General features: G+C 57.8%; 18 protein-coding genes. 5 read left to right on the top strand and 13 right to left on the bottom strand.

Going from position 1 to position 19,045, the window contains the following annotated elements:
- Window position 1 precedes the first annotated feature (1 nt).
- Window positions 2–1,081 (bottom strand): tartrate dehydrogenase, encoded by a 1,080-nt coding sequence (locus M2407_RS15280; protein WP_259218540.1) that lies wholly within the window; start codon window positions 1,079–1,081, stop codon window positions 2–4.
- A 79-nt stretch (window positions 1,082–1,160) separates the two neighbouring features.
- On the opposite strand from M2407_RS15280, the gene M2407_RS15285 reads away from it, so the two are divergent.
- The 4 genes from M2407_RS15285 to fbaA all read left to right on the top strand — a co-directional run bounded on the left by M2407_RS15285 (window position 1,161) and on the right by fbaA (window position 5,888).
- A complete protein-coding gene (locus M2407_RS15285; RefSeq protein WP_259218542.1) occupies window positions 1,161–2,117 on the top strand; it encodes a LysR substrate-binding domain-containing protein in 957 nt (318 codons plus the stop codon).
- A 323-nt stretch (window positions 2,118–2,440) separates the two neighbouring features.
- A complete protein-coding gene (gene epd, locus M2407_RS15290; RefSeq protein ID WP_020828524.1) occupies window positions 2,441–3,457 on the top strand; it encodes an erythrose-4-phosphate dehydrogenase in 1,017 nt (338 codons plus the stop codon).
- A 71-nt stretch (window positions 3,458–3,528) separates the two neighbouring features.
- Window positions 3,529–4,692, top strand: coding sequence for a phosphoglycerate kinase (gene pgk, locus M2407_RS15295; RefSeq protein WP_020828523.1), 1,164 nt, complete (start codon window positions 3,529–3,531; stop codon window positions 4,690–4,692).
- Between the two features lie 116 nt (window positions 4,693–4,808).
- A complete protein-coding gene (gene fbaA / locus M2407_RS15300) occupies window positions 4,809–5,888 on the top strand; it encodes a class II fructose-bisphosphate aldolase (protein ID WP_020828522.1) in 1,080 nt (359 codons plus the stop codon).
- Between the two features lie 56 nt (window positions 5,889–5,944).
- On the opposite strand, the gene M2407_RS15305 is transcribed toward fbaA, so the two are convergent.
- Window positions 5,945–6,613, bottom strand: a complete 669-nt coding sequence (locus M2407_RS15305; RefSeq protein WP_020828521.1) for a DUF1345 domain-containing protein — start codon at window positions 6,611–6,613, stop codon at window positions 5,945–5,947.
- A gap of 205 nt (window positions 6,614–6,818) precedes the next feature.
- On the opposite strand from M2407_RS15305, the gene mscS reads away from it, so the two are divergent.
- Window positions 6,819–7,688, top strand: a complete 870-nt coding sequence (gene mscS, locus M2407_RS15310) for a small-conductance mechanosensitive channel MscS (RefSeq protein ID WP_020828520.1) — start codon at window positions 6,819–6,821, stop codon at window positions 7,686–7,688.
- Window positions 7,689–7,778: 90 nt separating this feature from the next.
- Here mscS and M2407_RS15315 read toward each other — a convergent pair whose 3' ends face one another.
- The 11 genes from M2407_RS15315 to M2407_RS15365 form a co-directional block, all read right to left on the bottom strand.
- Entirely contained in the window at window positions 7,779–9,128 is a 1,350-nt protein-coding gene (locus M2407_RS15315) for an aromatic acid/H+ symport family MFS transporter (protein ID WP_217331816.1), read from the bottom strand.
- Window positions 9,129–9,331: 203 nt separating this feature from the next.
- Window positions 9,332–10,030, bottom strand: a complete 699-nt coding sequence (locus M2407_RS15320; RefSeq protein WP_149573827.1) for an RluA family pseudouridine synthase — start codon at window positions 10,028–10,030, stop codon at window positions 9,332–9,334.
- A 175-nt stretch (window positions 10,031–10,205) separates the two neighbouring features.
- On the bottom strand, window positions 10,206–10,907 hold the full coding sequence (gene araD / locus M2407_RS15325; RefSeq protein WP_020828517.1) for an L-ribulose-5-phosphate 4-epimerase: 702 nt from the start codon (window positions 10,905–10,907) through the stop codon (window positions 10,206–10,208).
- Window positions 10,901–11,761: an L-ribulose-5-phosphate 3-epimerase gene (locus M2407_RS15330; protein ID WP_044553295.1), complete on the bottom strand. Its 861-nt coding sequence runs from the start codon at window positions 11,759–11,761 to the stop codon at window positions 10,901–10,903. Before M2407_RS15330 ends, araD begins: the two co-directional genes overlap by 7 nt.
- A 1-nt stretch (window position 11,762) precedes the next feature.
- Window positions 11,763–12,419, bottom strand: coding sequence for a 3-keto-L-gulonate-6-phosphate decarboxylase UlaD (gene ulaD, locus M2407_RS15335; RefSeq protein WP_020828515.1), 657 nt, complete (start codon window positions 12,417–12,419; stop codon window positions 11,763–11,765).
- Window positions 12,420–12,428: 9 nt separating this feature from the next.
- Window positions 12,429–13,907: an FGGY-family carbohydrate kinase gene (locus M2407_RS15340; protein WP_310445708.1), complete on the bottom strand. Its 1,479-nt coding sequence runs from the start codon at window positions 13,905–13,907 to the stop codon at window positions 12,429–12,431.
- Entirely contained in the window at window positions 13,907–15,202 is a 1,296-nt protein-coding gene (locus M2407_RS15345) for an MFS transporter (RefSeq protein ID WP_259218545.1), read from the bottom strand. The genes M2407_RS15340 and M2407_RS15345 overlap by 1 nt, the downstream gene beginning before the upstream one ends.
- Window positions 15,203–15,321: 119 nt before the next feature.
- Window positions 15,322–15,792: a YhcH/YjgK/YiaL family protein gene (locus M2407_RS15350; RefSeq protein WP_020828512.1), complete on the bottom strand. Its 471-nt coding sequence runs from the start codon at window positions 15,790–15,792 to the stop codon at window positions 15,322–15,324.
- Between the two features lie 13 nt (window positions 15,793–15,805).
- Window positions 15,806–16,804 (bottom strand): 3-dehydro-L-gulonate 2-dehydrogenase, encoded by a 999-nt coding sequence (gene yiaK, locus M2407_RS15355; RefSeq protein WP_259218546.1) that lies wholly within the window; start codon window positions 16,802–16,804, stop codon window positions 15,806–15,808.
- Between the two features lie 256 nt (window positions 16,805–17,060).
- The gene (locus tag M2407_RS15360; RefSeq protein WP_130015841.1) at window positions 17,061–17,921 is read right to left on the bottom strand and encodes an SMP-30/gluconolactonase/LRE family protein; all 861 of its coding nucleotides are present in this window, start codon (window positions 17,919–17,921) and stop codon (window positions 17,061–17,063) included.
- A gap of 12 nt (window positions 17,922–17,933) precedes the next feature.
- Window positions 17,934–19,034 (bottom strand): substrate-binding domain-containing protein, encoded by a 1,101-nt coding sequence (locus M2407_RS15365; protein ID WP_259218547.1) that lies wholly within the window; start codon window positions 19,032–19,034, stop codon window positions 17,934–17,936.
- Window positions 19,035–19,045 lie beyond the last annotated feature (11 nt).

A 19,045-nucleotide genomic window follows, 5' to 3' on the forward strand; every position in this document is an offset into this window, starting at 1 on the left:
GCTAAAGCAGGGCGGCGATCGCCTGACCGACCTGTTGGGTGGTGGCATCGCCGTGCATGTCCGGGGTACGTGGCCCGCAGGCGATAACCTGTTCGATGGCGGCGAGAATACCGTCGTGCGCCTGGCGATAGCGTGGTTCATCCTTACCGAGGAAGTCCAGCATCATGGCACCGGCCCAGATCATGGCGACAGGGTTGGCGATGTTTTTGCCGAAAATATCCGGTGCGGAACCGTGCACCGGCTCGAACAGTGAAGGGAAATTGCGCTCGGGGTTAAGGTTGGCCGAAGGCGCGATACCGATAGTGCCGGCGCAGGCCGGGCCAAGATCGGACAGGATGTCGCCGAACAGGTTGGAGGCCACCACCACGTCGAAACGTTCGGGTTGCAGCACGAAGCGCGCGCACAGAATATCGATATGCTGTTTGTCCCAGCGAATGTTCGGATACTGCTGCGCCATGGCGGCTACGCGTTCATCCCAATACGGCATGCTGATCGCCATTCCGTTGGATTTTGTGGCGGCGGTGAGCGTCTTGCGCGGGCGTTGTTGCGCCAGCTCAAAGGCGTATTTCAAAATGCGGTCGACGCCGTGGCGGGTGAACACCGACTCCTGGATCACCATTTCGCGTTCTGTGCCTTCAAACATTCGGCCGCCGAGCGACGAGTACTCCCCTTCGGTATTTTCACGCACCACGTAAAAATCGATATCCCCCGGGTTCTTATTTGCCAGCGGGCAGGGCACGCCGGGGAACAAGCGCACCGGACGCAGGTTGACGTACTGATCGAAATCGCGACGGAATTTTAGCAATGAGCCCCACAGCGAGATATGGTCCGGCACCTTGTCCGGCCAGCCGACGGCACCAAAATAGACGGCGTCGAAGCCTTGTAGTTGCTCGAACCAATCGTCCGGCATCATCTGCCCGTGCTGCAGGTAATAATCGCAGCTGGCCCATTCGAAGGTTTCAAACTCTAGGGACAAATCCCAACGCGCGGCAGCAGCTTGCAACACCCGAATGCCTTCCGGCATCACTTCCTGGCCAATACCGTCTCCCGGTATGGCGGCGATTTTATAGCTTTTGCTCATAGGATCTCACTTGTGAAGAGGGGCGATTGACATCCCTTCCATCCTATAATTGACTAACTGTTAATCAATGCTGGAAACGGTGAAACATAAAACACGAATCATGAATAATCTACCTATCCTGAGTGACCTGCGGGTGTTTGTGTTGGTGGCGCGACGCGCCGGTTTTGCCGCCGCCGACGAGCTGGGCGTTTCACCGGCATTCATCAGCAAACGTATTGCGCTGTTGGAAAAGGCGCTGGACGTGTCGTTGCTGCACCGTACTACGCGCCGGGTGGCGATCACCGAAGATGGCGAGCGCATTTACGAGTGGGCACAACGCATTCTGAACGACGTCGATCAAATGATGGATGAGCTTTCCGACGCCCGTAAGGCACCGCAAGGTACGTTGCGTATTGTCAGCAGTTTCGGCTTCGGTCGGCGTTTTGTCGGCCCTGCACTGTCGGCGCTGGCGCTGGAATACCCGGCGCTTGAACTGCGGCTGGACGTTTCCGATCGGCTGGTGGATTTGGTCAGCGAAGGTTTTGACCTGGATATCCGCATCGGTGATGACATTGCCCCCAATCTGATTGCCCGCAAGCTGGCGCAGAACCAACGCATTTTGTGCGCGTCTCCGGAATACCTGCAGCGTTACGGCACACCGAAAACCTTGAGCGAGCTTTCCGGACGCGCATGTCTGGCAATTAAAGAGCGTGACCATCCTTTTGGCCTGTGGCGACTTCATGGGCCGCAAGGGGAGGAGGCGGTGAAGGTGACCGGCGGGCTGTCATCCAACAACGGTGAAATTGTGCATCAATGGTGCCTGGACGGACAGGGTGTGGCGCTGCGTTCTTTCTGGGACGTACGGGAGAGTATTGAAAATGGCTGGCTGGTGCATATCCTGCCGGACTACTACCAGCCGGCAGATATTTGGGCGGTGTACGTTTCACGCCTGGCGACCTCGGCGAAGGTGCGGGTGACCGTCGAATTTTTGCGCGATTATTTCCGCCAACACTATGGCGAAGCCTCGTTGTTGTCGGAATACCTGGCGCGTCGCTAGGGCAAGGAGGAGGCAAAAGTGTGCGCCAGATCATTTTATTCCCGCAAAGTGTCGATCAGTTGTCAGGCGAGCTGTCGCATCTGTTCCTTTTGGCAAAACTTTGGTTTATGCTCAGCTGAAGCGTTTCAGTTGTATCGGAATTCAACTGAAACGCCGGAGTGAAGGTGATGAACACGCGGCTGATGGAAGGAATAATGCGACGTGGCGATTCACAGCAGGCGGTGCGCTAAAGTACTCTATGCGAGTGAGCTTGATAACCTATCAGCGCTCTCTCAGATAGGGTGAGCATGCCCGGTGTGAGAAGGCCCTTTTTCAGGAGCAGCATGACAATCCGCATAGCGATAAACGGCTTTGGCCGCATAGGCCGCAGCGTTTTACGCGCACTGTATGAATCGGGACGAAGAGCGGAAATTTCCGTGGTGGCGATCAACGAATTGGCGAACGCCGAGGGGATGGCCCACCTGCTGAAATACGACTCCAGCCATGGCCGTTTTGCCTGGGATGTTCGCCAGGAATGCGACATGTTGACCGTCGGGGACGATACCATTCGTTTGCTGCATCAGCCGGCGGTGGAACAGCTTCCCTGGGGCGAGCTGGGCGTTGATGTGGTGCTGGACTGCAGCGGCGTGTACGGCAGTCGGGCGGATGGCGAGGCCCATCTGGCGGCGGGGGCGAAAAAAGTGTTGTTCGCTCACCCCGGCGGCAACGATCTGGACGCCACCATCGTGTTTGGCGTCAACCATCAGACGCTGCTGGCGGAACACCGCATCGTGTCCAATGCGTCATGCACCACCAACTGCATTATTCCGGTGATCAAACTGCTGGACGATGCCTACAGCATCGAGTCGGGCACGGTGACCACCATTCACTCCTCAATGAACGATCAGCCAGTGATAGATGCCTATCACCAGGATTTGCGGCGCACCCGCGCGGCGAGCCAGTCGATTATTCCGGTCGACACCAAGCTGGCCGCCGGTATTACCCGCGTTTTTCCGCAGTTTTGCGATCGTTTTGAAGCGATTTCCGTACGTGTACCAACCATCAACGTGACGGCCATCGATCTCAGCGTCAGCGTCAGTTCGGCGGTGAAAGTGGCAGAGGTCAACCAGCTGTTGCAAATGGCCGCACGGGGATCTTTTCGTGGTATAGTTGACTATACGGAACTACCATTAGTCTCGATCGATTTTAACCATGACCCGCACAGCGCTATCGTCGACGGTACGCAGACTCGGGTCAGCGGACAACACCTGATCAAGACCTTGGTCTGGTGTGATAATGAATGGGGCTTTGCCAACCGGATGTTGGATACAACACGGGCAATGGCCGCAAGCGGTTTCTAGTACGGCGGCATCGGCACTGGCCGGTGCGCCGCTCAGGCAACTTTATAGAGAATCAACCAAGAGGGTTCACCATGTCTGTAATTAACATGTCCGATCTGGATCTGGCAGGTAAACGCGTTCTGATCCGCTCCGATCTGAACGTTCCAGTGAAAGACGGTAAAGTGACTTCCGATGCACGTATCCGTGCCTCCCTGCCGACTATTGAAGCTGCGCTGAAACAAGGCGCCCGCGTGATGGTAACTTCCCACCTGGGTCGTCCTACCGAAGGCGAGTACAACGAAGAATTCTCCCTGCTGCCTGTTGTCAACTATCTGAAAGAACACCTGAAAAACCCGGTACGTCTGGCTAAAGACTACCTGGATGGCGTTGATGTTGCAGAAGGCGAGCTGGTCGTGCTGGAAAACGTCCGTTTCAACAAGGGCGAGAAAAAAGACGACGAAACCCTGTCCAAGAAATATGCGGCACTGTGTGACGTGTATGTGATGGACGCCTTCGGCACCGCACACCGTGCACAGGCTTCCACCCATGGCGTGGGCAAGTTCGCGCCTGTTGCCTGTGCCGGCCCGCTGCTGTCTGCAGAGCTGGAAGCGCTGGGTAAAGCGCTGGGCAACCCAGCCCGTCCGATGGTTGCCATCGTGGGTGGTTCTAAAGTTTCCACCAAACTGACCGTACTGGATTCCCTGTCCAAAATCGCCGATCAGCTGATCGTCGGTGGCGGCATCGCCAACACCTTCGTGGCGGCGCAGGGCAACAACGTGGGCCAGTCTCTGTACGAACCTGATCTGATCGACAACGCCAAGAAACTGCTGGAAACCTGCGACATTCCAGTTCCGACCGACGTGCGCGTGGCGACCGAGTTCTCTGAAACTGCGGTTGCAACCGTGAAGCAGGCGAACGAAATTCAGGACAACGAGCAAATTCTGGATATGGGCGACGTCTCAGCCGAGCGTCTGGCCGTTATCCTGAAGAACGCCAAAACCATTCTGTGGAATGGCCCGGTTGGCGTATTCGAGTTCCCTAACTTCCGTAAGGGCACCGAAATTGTCGCTCGCGCTATCGCAGACAGCGAAGCCTTCTCTATCGCAGGCGGCGGCGACACCCTGGCAGCAATCGACCTGTTCGGCATTGCTGACAAGATTTCCTACATCTCAACCGGCGGCGGCGCCTTCCTGGAATTCGTGGAAGGTAAAGCGTTACCGGCGGTTGTGATGCTGGAAGAGCGCGCTAAGCAGTAATTCAGACAACGGGAGGCGAAAGCCGCCCGTTTGTTTTATACCGCGCGGCATAATGCGGCGCGGCATGAAAAATCGATTTACATCCATCTACGGCCGACGAAACAGGACAAAGTAACATGTCTAAAATTTTTGATTTCGTAAAACCGGGTGTCATCACTGGTGATGACGTTCAGAAAGTATTCGCAGTAGCTAAAGAGAACAACTTTGCTCTGCCAGCAGTGAACTGCGTAGGTACCGACTCCATCAACGCCGTGCTGGAAACAGCAGCGAAGGTGCGTGCTCCGGTAATCGTACAGTTCTCTAACGGCGGTGCCGCGTTCATCGCCGGTAAAGGCGTGAAGACTGACGTTCCTCAGGGTGCAGCAATTCTGGGCGCTATCTCTGGTGCACATCATGTTCACCAGATGGCTGAGCATTACGGCGTGCCGGTTATTCTGCACACCGACCACTGTGCGAAGAAACTGCTGCCATGGCTGGACGGCCTGCTGGACGCTGGCGAGAAACACTTCGCGGCTACCGGTAAGCCACTGTTCTCTTCTCACATGATCGACCTGTCTGAAGAGTCCCTGGAAGAAAACATCGAAATTTGCAGCAAATACCTGACTCGCATGGCGAAGATCGGTATGACCCTGGAAATCGAACTGGGCTGCACCGGCGGTGAAGAAGATGGCGTGGACAACAGCCATATGGACGCATCCGCTCTGTACACCCAACCGGAAGACGTGGCTTACGCGTACGAAAAACTGAACGCCATCAGCCCACGCTTCACCATCGCAGCGTCCTTCGGTAACGTGCACGGCGTATACAAGCCAGGCAATGTTAAACTGACTCCGACCATCCTGCGTGATTCTCAGGACTACGTGTCCAAGAAATTCAATCTGCCGCACAACAGCCTGAACTTCGTGTTCCACGGCGGTTCCGGTTCTACCGACGCAGAGATCAAAGAATCCGTAGGTTACGGCGTGATCAAAATGAACATCGATACCGACACCCAATGGGCAACCTGGGACGGTATCCTGCAGTACTACAAAGCGAACGAAGCTTACCTGCAGGGCCAGTTGGGCAACCCGAAAGGCGCCGACCAGCCGAACAAGAAATACTACGATCCACGCGTATGGCTGCGTTCAGCCCAGACTTCCATGATTACTCGTCTGGAACAGGCTTTCAAAGATCTGAACGCAGTAGACGTTCTGTAATCTCGGTCAGCTGTTAACCATATTGAAAGGCTCCCTTCGGGGAGCCTTTTTTGTTGCTAGCCCAACAGACTGGCGCCGACGTTAATCGACAGCCCCAGGATCACCAGATTGAAAACAAAGGAAATCACCGATTGCAGTAGAGCGACTTTGCGCACCTCGGCCGCACCGACGGCCACGTCGGCAGTTTGCGAAGCCACCGCGATGGTGAACGAGAAATAGGCAAAGTCCCAATAGGTAGGCTCCTTAAGGTCGCCGGGAAACAACAGCGGCAGCGGATCCTGCTGTGCACCCTGACGATAAAACTGGTGGGCATAGTGCATGGTAAATGCCGTGGGCAGCAGTAACCAGGACACCACCAGCGTCGCGCCGGTCAGCGCCAGATGCAGCGTCTTCAGCGAATCGCTGACCTGTTTGGCGGTGCTCAGCTCAAACAGAATGGATAAAATGCTCACCAGACAGCCGATGCTGACCAGTGCCAGCACCATACTGGCGCTCTCATCCTGTGCCCGTGCCAGTTGGCGGATGTGCTTTGGCGTGCTGATCAGCATCAGTCGCCAGAGAAACAGCAGATAGCACCAGGCCAAAACGTTCCAGCCGAGCATCAGTCGCTGCAGCTCAGAAAGCGTGGCGGGCAGCAGCAGGTAGCACAAAATGCCCGCACCGACGGACAGCAGCAGCCTTGGCCGAACCTGCCAGTAGTGTTTGATTGACGATGGAATGTGCATAACCGATGAAGTTCCTTATCGTTATAAAGGCGATAGCGCTGTGTTCAGCATAGAAGAAGCGTGGCGGCTGTTTCGGCTATTTTTGACGCTTACGGTTGGCATGCGGTGGAAATGTTGGTTAACCTAAGGCGGTGGTTTCCGACTGACGGCTGATGTCAGTTTTTTTGCGAGTTTATCCCCTTAGGGACAAGTTAGGACGACACGAATGAAAGATCTGAATGTAGTAGATGGCATTAATGGTGCCGGTAACTGGCTGGTGCAGAACCAGGACTTATTGATTCAGTACGCGGTGAACATCGTCGCGGCGATCGTTATTTTCATCATCGGTTCGATCATTGCACGCGTAGTCAGCAATGCATTAAGCCGGGTGATGAAGCTGCGTGGTATTGACGCCACGGTTGCCGACTTCCTGTCTGCCATGGCGCGTTACGGCATTCTGGCCTTCACCTTTATCGCCGTGCTGGGGCGCGTTGGCGTTCAGACCACCTCGGTGATCGCCGTGTTGGGTGCCGCAGGTTTGGCCGTCGGCCTGGCGCTGCAGGGCTCACTGTCCAACTTCGCTGCAGGCGTGCTGCTGGTGGCCTTCCGTCCACTGCGTGCCGGTGAATATGTCGATCTGGGCGGCGTAGCCGGTACCGTCGACCAGGTGCAGATTTTCTCCACCACGCTGCGTACCGCAGACAACAAAACCATCGTGGTGCCGAACGGCAAAATCATCGCCGGCAACATCATCAACTATTCCCGCGAGCCAAACCGCCGCGTAGACATCGTGGTTGGCGTGGCTTATAACGCCGATATCGACGTGGTGAAAAAAGTGTTGGGTGATGTGATCGCTGCCGACAAGCGCATCATGCACGCCAAAGGCGTAACCGTACGCTTGAACGAGATGGCGCCATCTTCACTGAACTTTGTCACCCGTTCCTGGACCACCAATGCGGAATACTGGAACGTATACTTCGATCTGATGGAGAACTTCAAGCGCGCGCTGGATGCCAACAATATCGGCATTCCGTTCCCGCAGATGGATGTTCATCTGTACCGCACTGAAGAAGCGGCTACCGCGAAAGCGGAATAAAGCAGAACAAGAGAAAAGGGGCCACGGCCCCTTTTTTTATTGCTGGCCGAGGCTGCATCCTGCGGATGTCGCCTCGGCTTTTTCGTTTTATCAGTTTGATAACGCGGAGTCTGGCACAGGGACGCGGCGGTTCACGCTGAGCCGGTAGAGCAGGAAAATAGCGGCAGAGCCCACCAGTACCGGCAGCGCCAGCCAGATGAAGAACATCTCCGACGTCCCTGCCGCGACGATCATCCAGGCGCCAAGCATTGAACCGACTATCGAGCCGAAGCGACCGCTCGCCATCGCCCAGCTGACTCCGGTGACGCGAGCGGCGGTAGGGTAAAGGGTAGCGGAGACCAGATTCAGGCCGTTCTGCGCACCGGCCACGCCGAAACCGATGAGGAATACGGCGACCGCCAGCGTATAGGCGTCCCCCATCAGATAACCGGTAGCGCCAATTACCAGCGCGGCACCCAGGTACGACAGGGCCAATACCCGGTAGGGGCCGACGCGGTCCATCAGCAGCGCCATAAGGATGGCACCGAGGGTTCCGCCCAGCGGCACCATCGCCCCGATGCGCGAAGCGTGGACGATATCGTACCCGGTATCCTTGAGGATGCTTGGCAGCCAACTGGTGAGCAGATAAAACACAAACAACGAGCAGAAGAATGCCACCCACAGCAGCAAAGTGCGCACTGCGCGACCTTCGATAAACAGGTGGGAGATTGGCGATCTGGCCAGTGCGGGGCGTTCATCATCGATAATCGTCACGCCGGCCCAACTTTTGCCGGTGATACGCTCGACCACCTGGCGCAGGCTATCGGCATGTTTCGGGCTGGCAGTCATAAAGCGCGCTGACTCGGGCATCTGCCAGGCCAGCAACGGCAATAGCAACAATGGCGCGATGCCACCGAGCATCAGCAAACCACGCCAGCCGAAGGCCGGAATAACCTGCCCGGCAAGGATGCCGCCCAGCGCCAGACCGGCGGTGAAACCGCTCCAACTGAGGGTGACCATGATCATCCGCCGACGTGCCGGCGAGTATTCCGAGCTCAGGGTGATGCAGGTGGGCATCGCCCCGCCCAAACCGATACCGGTGATTAAACGCAGCAGGGTCAACGACTCGATTGAACTGGTATAGGCCGAGGCCAGAGTGCCTCCGCCAAAGATCAGTATGGAGGCGAGCAGCACGCGCTTGCGCCCTATGGCATCGGCAACCGGGCCGAAGATCAGGCTGCCGAGCAGCAGGCCGAACAATCCCGCGCCAAACGTCGGCGATAACTGTGCAGGCAGCAGTTGCCACTCTTCGCGTAACGCCGGGGCGATATAGCCGATGATGGCGGTGTCAAAACCGTCCAGCAGGACGATCAGGAAACACAGGGTAAGGATCAGGATTTGATAGGGCGAGATTTTCGCGTTGTCGATGATCTCGCTGATACGAGCGGTATTTTGGCTCATGGGGGTTCCACTTTAATTAGGCTTGTGTGGAGCTGGCTGGAGGGCTGTGCAGGCGTCAGGCTCTTGCTGAAACGGGCCTGAACCAAAGCCGCTGTGGCTGGCATGGTGCAGAAAGTCTGAGTATACACCAGAGCCAGCGGCTTGCAGCGATGCGCTGAGATGAGCCGTTCTGTTTCAGACAAAACGGCTTAAATACTCGGTTCTCAGAACGGGCAAGCATGGTGGGCTTTGATCTTCTCTGCGCTGACAGGATGAACGAAATGCAGTTCGCTGGCGTGCAGCATCAATCGCGGCGTCCCTTCGGTGCCTGGCAGCAGACGGCCGCCATACAGGTCACAGCCCAAAATAGGATGGCCCAACTGCTGGCAGTGGATACGCAGCTGATGGGTGCGTCCGGTCTCCGGGATTAACTGTACCCGCGTCAACGGCAGTAACGTCCCGTCTTTCAACTCGCGATAAGTGCGTTCAACGACCCGATAGCGTGAGCGAGCGGGCTTGCCGTGGATTGAGCAAATCGACATCAGCGGGAACAGCGCCGGGTCTTTGGCAATTGCCGCATCTATCACCCCTTCGTCGTCGTTCAGGTGCCCGCAGAGCAATGCGCTGTACACCTTGGTGACGGTACGCTGACTGAACTGTTGGCAAAGGGCGGCATTGATCGCTTTATTACGCGCTATCACCATCAGCCCGGAAGTGCCGAAATCAAGGCGGTGGACCAGCGTACAGCCAGGAAATAGCTGCACCAGCCGATGATGTACCGAATCGAGGTTTTGCGGGTTTTTCCCCGAGAGGCTTAGCAGCCCGGCGGGTTTATTGATAAGCACCAGACTTTCGTCCTGATACAGCGTTTCTATCTGGTCATGGCACGGCGGGGCAATAAAGGTATCGATAATCTTAGACATCAGGCTGCCCGGCGGGAAAGTGGGAGCGGATAATAACGAATTTTTGGCCGCCAGTCAGTTGTCGCCGCCCGGCCCCTTGCTAAAGGAGGGGGAACGGCTAACCCGGCAGCGGGGCTTTCACCAGACGCCGAACGGCGTCTGGCTTCCAAAGGGGCTACTGAAAGGCGTTGCCGGCTTATTGCCCGTAGTAGGCATTTTTGCCGTGTTTGCGCAGGTAATGTTTATCCAGCAGTGCCGGTTGCATGCTGTGGATGCCCGGCGTCAGCTGACGTGAAAAAATCCCCATGTAGGCAATTTCTTCCAGCACCACGGCGTTATGCACCGCGCTGTGCGCGTCCTTGCCCCAGGCGAACGGCCCGTGTGAATTGACCAATACTGCCGGAATGGCATTCGGGTTGATGCCGCGACGGCGGAAGGTATCGATAATGACCTTGCCGGTTTCCAGCTCGTATTCATGCTCAATTTCGTCTTCGGTCATCAGTCGGGTACAGGGAATCGCACCGTAGAAGTAATCGGCGTGGGTGGTGCCCCAGGCGGGGATATCCAATCCTGCCTGAGCCCAGATGGTGGCGTGGCGCGAATGGGTATGAACGATACCGCCGATATCGGCGAATTCACGGTACAGCGCCAGATGGGTAGCGGTGTCAGAGGAGGGCTTTTTGGTGCCCTCGACGGTGTGCCCGTTGGCGAGATCGACCACCACCATGTCCTCCGCGGTCATGTGTTCATACTCCACGCCGGAAGGTTTGATCACCACCAGCCCGCGTTCGCGATCCACGGCGCTGACGTTACCCCAGGTGAAGGTCACCAGGTTATGGCGCGGCAGGTCTAGGTTGGCTTCCAGCACCTGTTGTTTAAGCTGCGGCAGCGTTAGCATGTCATACCCCCTTGTTGCATTTTCTGTTCGATCCACCGGCGGGCCTGCACAATCTCGGCCACTGGCTCTTCGGCTTTTTCGGTCCACATTTCAATCAGGAAAGCACCGCGGTAGTTAAGCTGTTTCAGGGTGCGGAATACGGCGACAAAATCGACGCAGCCTTCGCCAAACGGCACGTCGCGGAACTGTCCCGGCGAGCTATCGGTAACCGGGTAAGTGTCTTTCAAATGGATGGCGGCGATGCGGTCAATGCCCAGCGCCAACTCCTGGGCCACGTCATTGCCCCAGGCGCTCAGATTGCCGACGTCCGGATAAACCGTGAACCAGGGGGAGGCCAGGCAGGCGTCCCAGGCCTTCCATTTGCTGATGGAGTTCATAAAGGCGGTGTCCATGATCTCTACCGCCAGCATCACCTGCGCTGCGGCGGCGCGCTCGACTGCCCACTGCATACCCTCGGTGAAGCGGGCAAGAGTGCTTTCGTCCTGCGGCTCGTAATAGACGTCATAGCCGGCGAGCTGAATGGTGCGGATGCCGACGTCCTTCGCCAGTTGAATCGCCTGTTCCATCATCTCGAAGGCACGCTGACGCAGCGCATCGTCATGGCTGCCGAAGGGAAAGCGGCGATGACCGGACAGGCACATCGACGGGATGCTGATGCCGGTTTCCAGCATGGCGCTGACCAACGACAACCGCTGCTCCTTGCTCCAGCTCAGACGTGCCAGCCGCTCGTCGCTTTCATCCACCGACATTTCGACAAAATCAAAACCGCAGGCCTTGGCCAGCGCCAGCCGCTCGGGCCAGGTCAGGTGCTTCGGCAAGGCTTTTTCATAAATTCCCAAGGGGTGCTGACGCATATCAACTTCTCCAGATGTCATCAATGGCCGAGCGGAACTGACCGGCAGCGGCCAGCGGATCGGCAGCCTCCGCCAGCGCTCTGCCGACGATAAAAGCGGTCACGGCGATGTCTTTAAACAGCGGCAAATCGGTCGGCGTGATACCGCCGGTCACCGACAATTCAATGCCCAGATCAGACAAGGCCTTCATCAGATCCAAATCTTGATGGCTCCAGGTTTGCCCGCTGGCCTGCGCGTCGCGGCCACGGTGGTATATCGCCTGGCGGATACCGAGGTCGCGCCACTGTTGGGCATCCTCCAACGTCCAACGGCCGAACAGCTCAATCTGAATCTCGCCCTGGTGTCGTTGCGCCACTTCCAGCGCACTGGCCATGGTGGCCAACGGGGCGGCGCAAATGACGGTCATCCAGTTGGCACCGTGGCCGAAGGCCTGTTGCGCCAACGTGCCACCGGCATCGGCCACTTTCAGGTCGGCCACCAGCGTATGTTGCGGGCAGCGCTCGCGCAGTGCGCTCACCGCCTGAATACCGGCGCTGATGCATAAGATGGTGCCGGCCTCGATGATGTCGACGTGGGGCCGCAGGCGTTCTGCCGTCTGCAGAGCGGCATCTAACCGGGTGTGATCGAGCGCCAGCTGCAGGCGCGGTTTATTGCTCATAAAGCCTCCTTACTGTGTGGATTGCAGCGTTTGCAGCGCGGCAATCAGCGCCTGATAACGTTGGTATTTTTTGCCGTAGGCCGCGCTTGCTGAAGCATCCGGCAACACCCGCTCAATACGTGGCGCCAGCTCGCGTTGGGCAGCGGTGAAGTCGCTGAATGCGTCGCTGCCGACCATCGCCGCCATCGCGGCGCCCAGGCAGCCGGTTTCTTCCACCTGCGGCAGTTCGACCGGCAGGCCGCTGACGTCGGCAAACATCTGCATCCAGGGCACTGACTTGGCTGGGCCACCGGTGACGCGCAGCGCGGTGGCCGCAGGGAAACGTTGCCGCATGCGGTTGAGATGGGTCATATGGCAGAACACCACCCCCTCGTAAATCGCCTGCACCAGGTGCTCGCGCTGGTGGAAAGCCTGCAGGCCGTGGAAGCTGGCGCTCAGGCCCAGCCCGGCGTTGGAGCCATACAGGAAGGGTGCGAACAGCAGGCTGCTGTCGGCCTTGGGCAACGCCGCTACCCAGTCATTGAGTTGGGCGTAGTCTTGCAGGCCCCATTGTCGGCAGAACCACTCCAGGTTGGCGGCGGAGGTGGGGCTGGCTTCATGCACGATGTATTTGCCGGCTTCGGCATGACGGCCATAAACAAAGGGATGATCGAACCCTGCGGTAATGCGGTCGGTGATGCCGCTGGTGACCGACCAGGTACCCATCACAGCATTGAGTCGGGTTTCGTCCTGCAGCCCGGCGCACAGTGCGGTAGACACCACGTCAAACAGCCCGCCAACCACCGGCGTTCCCGGCAGCAGCCCGGTGGCGGCGGCAGCAGTAGCGTTGACGCGCCCGGCGATTTCGGCGGAACCGACGATCGGTGGCAGCGCGGGCATGATGTCGCCAATCCCCAGCAACTGCGCCAGCGCCGGGTCATAGCGGCCGTCGGCCATCTGATAAAGATTGGATTCGGAGATATTGGTCTCTTCGCAGGCCAGCTCGCCGGTCAGGCAGTAGCGCAGATAATCGTGCGCCATCAAAACGCTGCCAATTTGGCGATAGCGTTCCGGCTGGTGTTGCCTGACCCAGCGCAGCAATGACACCGGATGGCCGGTCCACAGCGTTTGTCGGGTCTGCGGGTAGAGTGCCTGCGGCACGCCCTGTTTTTGCCACTCCTGCACCAGTGTCAATGCGCGCTGATCGGAAGACAGCATGGCGTTGCCCAGTGGCAGGCCGCGTTTATCCAATAAAAACGCGCCCTTGCCCTGTGCCGAGATGCCGATTGCCTGAATATCACCGGCGGCAACCTCGTTGCGGGCCAAGACTTCCCGGATCACCTCGGCGGCGGTGCTCCACAGCGCGTGCATATCCCGTTCCGCCCAGCCGGGCTGTGGCGCGATAATCTCAAGATTGCGGCGGGCAATATCCAGCTCGCTACCTCGGCGGTCATACAGCCCGGCTTTGATAAAGGTGCCGCCGCAGTCCAACCCCAACCAATATTCCATTATTCGGCCCCCGCTTTCTGGTCGCATTTATTCGGCAACATCAGTGCCAGTACCGACGCGATGGCCAGCGATACCGCCAGGCTGTAAACGCCGACATCCTTGCTGAACAGGCTGATCAAAACGCCGACCATGTACGGGCCGCAGAAGCCGCCCAGGTTGCCCAGTGCGTTGATCACGCCGCGTGCCGCGCCGGCCACTTCGGCGTTAAACAGTTTGGGAGGAATGGTCCAAAACACCCCGGCGGCGGCCTGGATAAAGACGCCGCAGCCAACCAGCGCTGCGTAAGACCACCAGATGTGATCTTTTAACAGCACTGACAGCGCCATACAGATGGCGAAGCAGGCCAGCGGCAATGCGACGAACACTTTGCGTTTGCCGGTACGATCGGACAGGGTGGAGATGATCAGCATGCCGAAGATGGCGCCGATATAGGGCAGGATGGCCAGCATGCCGACCTGCTCCATGTTGCCGTTGGTCAGCCCCTTGAGGATGGTCGGCAGCCACAGGGTGTAGCCGTAGATCCCGGTTTGATAGAAGAAGTTCACCATGATCAACTGCCACATGATCTTGTCGCCCAGCACCCGGCGCAGCGAGGCGTTACGCACCGTTTTGCCTTTGATCAGCAGCTGTTCGTCATGCAACGTTTTGATCAGGTAGTCTTTTTCAGCCTGTGAAATCCACTTGGCCTCCTGCGGGCGGTTGCTGATGGTGAAATACCACAGCACCATCACCACCAGCGACAGCGCGCCTTCCACCAGGAACAGCATGCGCCAGTCCCAGGCGGTGATGATCCAGCCGGACAGCGGCGCGGTGAGAATACCGGCAATGGGCACGAACATAATCACGATGGCGTTGGCGCGCCCGCGCTCCTTGTCCGGGAACCAGTTGCTGATCATGGTCAGCACCACCGGCAGCATGCCGCCCTCGGAGACGCCCAATGCGAAACGCAGGAATAACAGCTGATATTGATTGCTGACCAGCCCGGTCAGTACCGAGATCACCGCCCAGGCCAGCAGTGACCAGCCGATGAATTTCTTGCCGTTGCCGTACACCGCCAGCTTGCCACCCGGCACCTGCAAAAACAGATAGCCGATAAAGAAGATGCCGCCGGCCAGGCCGGCCATGGAAGCGGTGATGCCGAGTTCATCGTCCATGCCGCCGGGCATGGCGAAGGCAATATTCACCCGGTCCATGTAGGAGATGATGCAGGTAATAAGAATAGGCGGCACTATTCTCAACCAGCGTAATTTGGGAATGACCTGGCTGCGGCTAACGGAAACAGAGGCTGTATTCATCTATACACCTTTCGCTATTTTGTAGGGTCGGGCTTTATTGTTTTGGTTTGCGTTGGGCACAAGGGCGCCCGCACCGGCCTGAGGACCGGTGTTTTTTGCAGGTTTTCGTTTGCTGCTAATTAAGCGCTAAATAATGCCAGCGGTATTTTCACCACCACTTTGCGAATATCGCCGGGTTGTTGGTTAATACAGGCCGGGCGATGCACATCCTGCGGGAAAAATACCGCAAAATTTCCGGGCCGCAGGGTTAACCAGGATTCATCGGCGACGTCCTGATAAAAAAGAATGTCGCGCTGCGCCAGCAAATCCTGGTGGATCGGGTTATTACCGCGATCCGCCGCCACACCGATCAATTCGGTGCCGCTGACCAGAAACTGCACGTCGACGTTTTCCCGGTGTACCTCCGGTCGCAGATCGCTCGGCTGGTGGGTCTGCAGATCCAGCACCTGTACCACGTAGCCGGTGGCAGGATCCTGATACCGACCGGCGGGCAGGGCGCTGAAATCGGTGCTTTGCAGATAGGCGATGGCTTTGGCCACCGGCGCTGGGTACTGTTCCGGCGAAGTATGGGCAATATGGCCGAATATCATGGTGACTCTCCTGTTAAAGCGCCTGAATGCGCGCCCAGACGCGCTCATCCACGGGAATGCCGTCACGCATGTTTTCCGCGTGAATACGTGGGAATTTATGGCCCGGCAGGCGAATGGCTATCTCCGGGTTGTCGCGTTCTGCGCTGGTGATGTAGTCCATGATGCGCTGCAGTTTGGCATCGCGGGTGGCGGCGTCGATCAAGCGTTCGATCTCAATGGCGATGAAGACCTGCGACACGCCATACTCTTCGCGGTTGTCTTCGGTCACTTCCGCCACTGAGGATCCGCCAGACAGCAGGGTGGCAATCATATCGAGCACGATCGACAGCGCGGATCCTTTCCAGTAGCCCATCGGCAAAATGCGGCGGTTCTCTTCAATGGTGGCAGGATCGCGCGTCAATTGACCGTCGTTGTCGAAACCGCCGTCCACCGGCAGCATTTTGCCCGCCAGCCGATTTAGCTCCAAAGCACCATAGGAGAACATCGACATCGACATATCCACCATGGTGATGGGGTTGCCCGGCACCGCGACGATCAGCGGGTTGGTGCCGATCCGGCACTCCTTGGCGCCCCAGGGTGGCATAACGGCAATTGAGTTGGTCCAGCAGATACCGATATAACCTTTCTCCGCCGCCTGCCAACCGAAACCGCCGCCGCGCATCCAGTGGTTGGCATTGCGCAGGGCCACCAGGCCTATGCCGTGGCTGTCGGCCAATTGCATGGCGCGATCCATCATCCGGCGCGCCGTGAGATTGCCGATACCCTGATGCGCGTCCCATTGTTCAATGGCTCCGAGCGACAACAGCTTGCTGGGTTCGGCGTCCGGCACGATATCGCCGGCGTCCAACTGCTGAATAAAGCGTGGGAAACGGTTAACGCCGTGGGAGTAAACGCCGTTGGCAGAGGTGTCGGCGAACATGCCCGCACAGTCATCGGCGGTGGCTTCCGCCACGCCCCGCGACAGCAGCACGCGTTTGAATTCCTGTTTCAGATCGGTGTAACTCACTCTCATGCTGGTTCTCCGCTACGGCATTTTTGTTTGTTTTGTGTTCTTTGAATTTCAATATACGAAATTGCATTTCAAATAAATGCTATACCTGCGGCCAGGTGAAGTCAAAGCGAGGGAAGAGAAAGTTATTTATATAAAACAAGTGGTTAAATTAACTTGGTGGTTTTGTGATCGCAGACACGTTTTTGGCCGTTGCGGTGTTTTAGGCGTGGCAAAGCAGAGCGGTAACTGCCCGCTCTGCTTTGGCCTTTATGACTAATTACCCTCGCGTATTCAGTATCTTGCGGTACAGCGAAGTGGTGGCGGTGATGTACAACTCATTGCCGTCTGGTCCGCCAAACGTGCAGTTGGAGACCCGCTCTGGCACTTCGATCTTACCGAGCTGTGTTCCCTGACTGTCGAAGATCAGTATGCCGTCGGCGCAGCTGCAAAAAATGTTTCCTAACGCATCGACACAAAAGCCGTCCGGGAAGCCGGGGGCCACGGTGGCAAAACGGCGTCCGGCGTTCAGTTCACGTCCGTTAACCTGATACACCCGCAGCTCTCTGCGGCCCAGGGTTGGGAAATCGACGATCGACATATCCGCCACGTACAACAGAGACTCATCCGGCGAGAACGCCAGGCCGTTAGGGCGCTGGAGATCGCTGGCCGCGATGTTCAGCGAACCGTCGCGGGGATCGAAGCAGTAAAGGTAACAGCCAACGATCTGGCTTTCCGACTTGTAACCTTCTTCGTCACCGATAATGCCGTAGGGCGGATCGGTAAACCAAAGGGTGCCGTCGGAACGCACCGCCAGATCGTTGGGTGAGTTGAAACGCTTACCGTCAACGCGATCGACCAGCATTTGTACCTCACCGTTGTTTTCGGTTCGGCTGATGCCGCGTCGTCCGTGCTCGCAGCTGACCACGCGGCCAACGGCATCCCGTGCGTTGCCGTTGGCATAATGCGACGGGGAGCGCCACAGGCTCAGTTCTCCCTGTCGCGACCAGCGGAACATGCGATTGCCTTTCACATCGCTGAACACCACCGCGTTTTGCGCGGGCAGCCACACCGGCCCCTCGGCCCAAATGGCCGGTGAGCACAGGCGTTCGAGCGGCGGGCCCGCCATCAGTTCGTTCATGCTGACCTCCGCTTACTTCACGCCCCAAATGGCTTTGTAATGGCCCTGATAATCATTTTGCGGGTCATACAGGTTACTGGCGCCGCCGTCGGCGGTGATGTTGTCGCGGGTCACCAGGTGCGCCGGGGTCACGTAGCCGGAAGGTGGCTGTTTGGCGAAGGCGCGGTTGAACTCATCCAGCAGTTGCCAGCCGTGCAGTTTAAGCGGCTCCGGCACCGTGGCCGACTGGCTGCCGCCTGAACGAATGCGCTGATAGGCCGAAATCGAGCCGTCGCCGGCGGAAATGCTGTATGGCGCATGGGTACCGCCCTTACCAGCGGTTTTCAGTGCCGGTGCCATAAAGTCAAAATACAAATCGTTAATCGCCAGTGCGTACTGGAATTGATCGCCGTATTTCTGCAGCAGGCTGAAGGTCATGGCGGGCATGCGGTTGGCGGTGTCCGCCAGCGGGGTATCGATAAACTCAACCACCTTGCAGCCGCTGCATTTGCCGATCTCCTCCTTCATCACGTTGGCCTTGTCCAGCGCGATTTGGTACAGCGAATCGGTGAAGATCAGCACGCTGGCTTTGCCGCCGGACTGCACCACGGCATATTGGGCGGCAATGCGCGCCACTTCGTTAGAGTCAGAGGTGACGTTATAGAACACGCTGTACTTGGCGATTGGCCCCGGCTCCGGCACCGCGTGCCAGGCCGTCAGCACTATGCCTTGTTGAATGGCCTTTTTCAGCGGGATCTTGGCGACGTTAGGGTTCCAGCCGCCGATCACTATGCCGTCCGGCTTTTGAGCAATGGCCTGATTGAGCGAGGCCAGCTGATCTTTCACCGATCCACCGCCGTCGAGGGTTTCCAGCTTCCAGCCCGCGGCTTTCGCCGCTTCGCTCAGCCCTTCCTGCACCCCTTGCACACCGCCGTTTTTCATGTCCGAAGCGATAAAGATGATTTTCTTGTTGGCTTGCAGCTGTGGCCCGCTGGTGGGGCCGTCCCACTGAGTCACGCTGGCAGTCGCCTTGGCGACCGCTGCGGTGGCCTGCTCCAGATAGGCGTCGGCCCAGGCGGATGAAGCAGCGCTGGCCAGCAGCAGGGTAGTCGGTAATATCCAAAGACGTTTCATTCGGTGCACTC

Source organism: Serratia sp. BIGb0234, from assembly GCF_024809915.1.
Classification (GTDB): Bacteria; Pseudomonadota; Gammaproteobacteria; order Enterobacterales; family Enterobacteriaceae; genus Serratia; species Serratia liquefaciens.

What these genes read in the sequence shown, in the direction of transcription:
- M2407_RS15280 (WP_259218540.1), bottom strand. Translation starts at nt 1,081, where the DNA reads ATGAGCAAAAGCTATAAAATCGCCGCCATACCGGGAGACGGTATTGGC.
- epd (WP_020828524.1), top strand. Translation starts at nt 2,441, where the DNA reads ATGACAATCCGCATAGCGATAAACGGCTTTGGCCGCATAGGCCGCAGC.
- pgk (WP_020828523.1), top strand. Translation starts at nt 3,529, where the DNA reads ATGTCTGTAATTAACATGTCCGATCTGGATCTGGCAGGTAAACGCGTT.
- fbaA (WP_020828522.1), top strand. Translation starts at nt 4,809, where the DNA reads ATGTCTAAAATTTTTGATTTCGTAAAACCGGGTGTCATCACTGGTGAT.
- M2407_RS15305 (WP_020828521.1), bottom strand. Translation starts at nt 6,613, where the DNA reads ATGCACATTCCATCGTCAATCAAACACTACTGGCAGGTTCGGCCAAGG.
- mscS (WP_020828520.1), top strand. Translation starts at nt 6,819, where the DNA reads ATGAAAGATCTGAATGTAGTAGATGGCATTAATGGTGCCGGTAACTGG.
- M2407_RS15315 (WP_217331816.1), bottom strand. Translation starts at nt 9,128, where the DNA reads ATGAGCCAAAATACCGCTCGTATCAGCGAGATCATCGACAACGCGAAA.
- M2407_RS15320 (WP_149573827.1), bottom strand. Translation starts at nt 10,030, where the DNA reads ATGTCTAAGATTATCGATACCTTTATTGCCCCGCCGTGCCATGACCAG.
- araD (WP_020828517.1), bottom strand. Translation starts at nt 10,907, where the DNA reads ATGCTAACGCTGCCGCAGCTTAAACAACAGGTGCTGGAAGCCAACCTA.
- M2407_RS15330 (WP_044553295.1), bottom strand. Translation starts at nt 11,761, where the DNA reads ATGCGTCAGCACCCCTTGGGAATTTATGAAAAAGCCTTGCCGAAGCAC.
- ulaD (WP_020828515.1), bottom strand. Translation starts at nt 12,419, where the DNA reads ATGAGCAATAAACCGCGCCTGCAGCTGGCGCTCGATCACACCCGGTTA.
- M2407_RS15340 (WP_310445708.1), bottom strand. Translation starts at nt 13,907, where the DNA reads ATGGAATATTGGTTGGGGTTGGACTGCGGCGGCACCTTTATCAAAGCC.
- M2407_RS15345 (WP_259218545.1), bottom strand. Translation starts at nt 15,202, where the DNA reads ATGAATACAGCCTCTGTTTCCGTTAGCCGCAGCCAGGTCATTCCCAAA.
- M2407_RS15350 (WP_020828512.1), bottom strand. Translation starts at nt 15,792, where the DNA reads ATGATATTCGGCCATATTGCCCATACTTCGCCGGAACAGTACCCAGCG.
- yiaK (WP_259218546.1), bottom strand. Translation starts at nt 16,804, where the DNA reads ATGAGAGTGAGTTACACCGATCTGAAACAGGAATTCAAACGCGTGCTG.
- M2407_RS15360 (WP_130015841.1), bottom strand. Translation starts at nt 17,921, where the DNA reads ATGAACGAACTGATGGCGGGCCCGCCGCTCGAACGCCTGTGCTCACCG.
- M2407_RS15365 (WP_259218547.1), bottom strand. Translation starts at nt 19,034, where the DNA reads ATGAAACGTCTTTGGATATTACCGACTACCCTGCTGCTGGCCAGCGCT.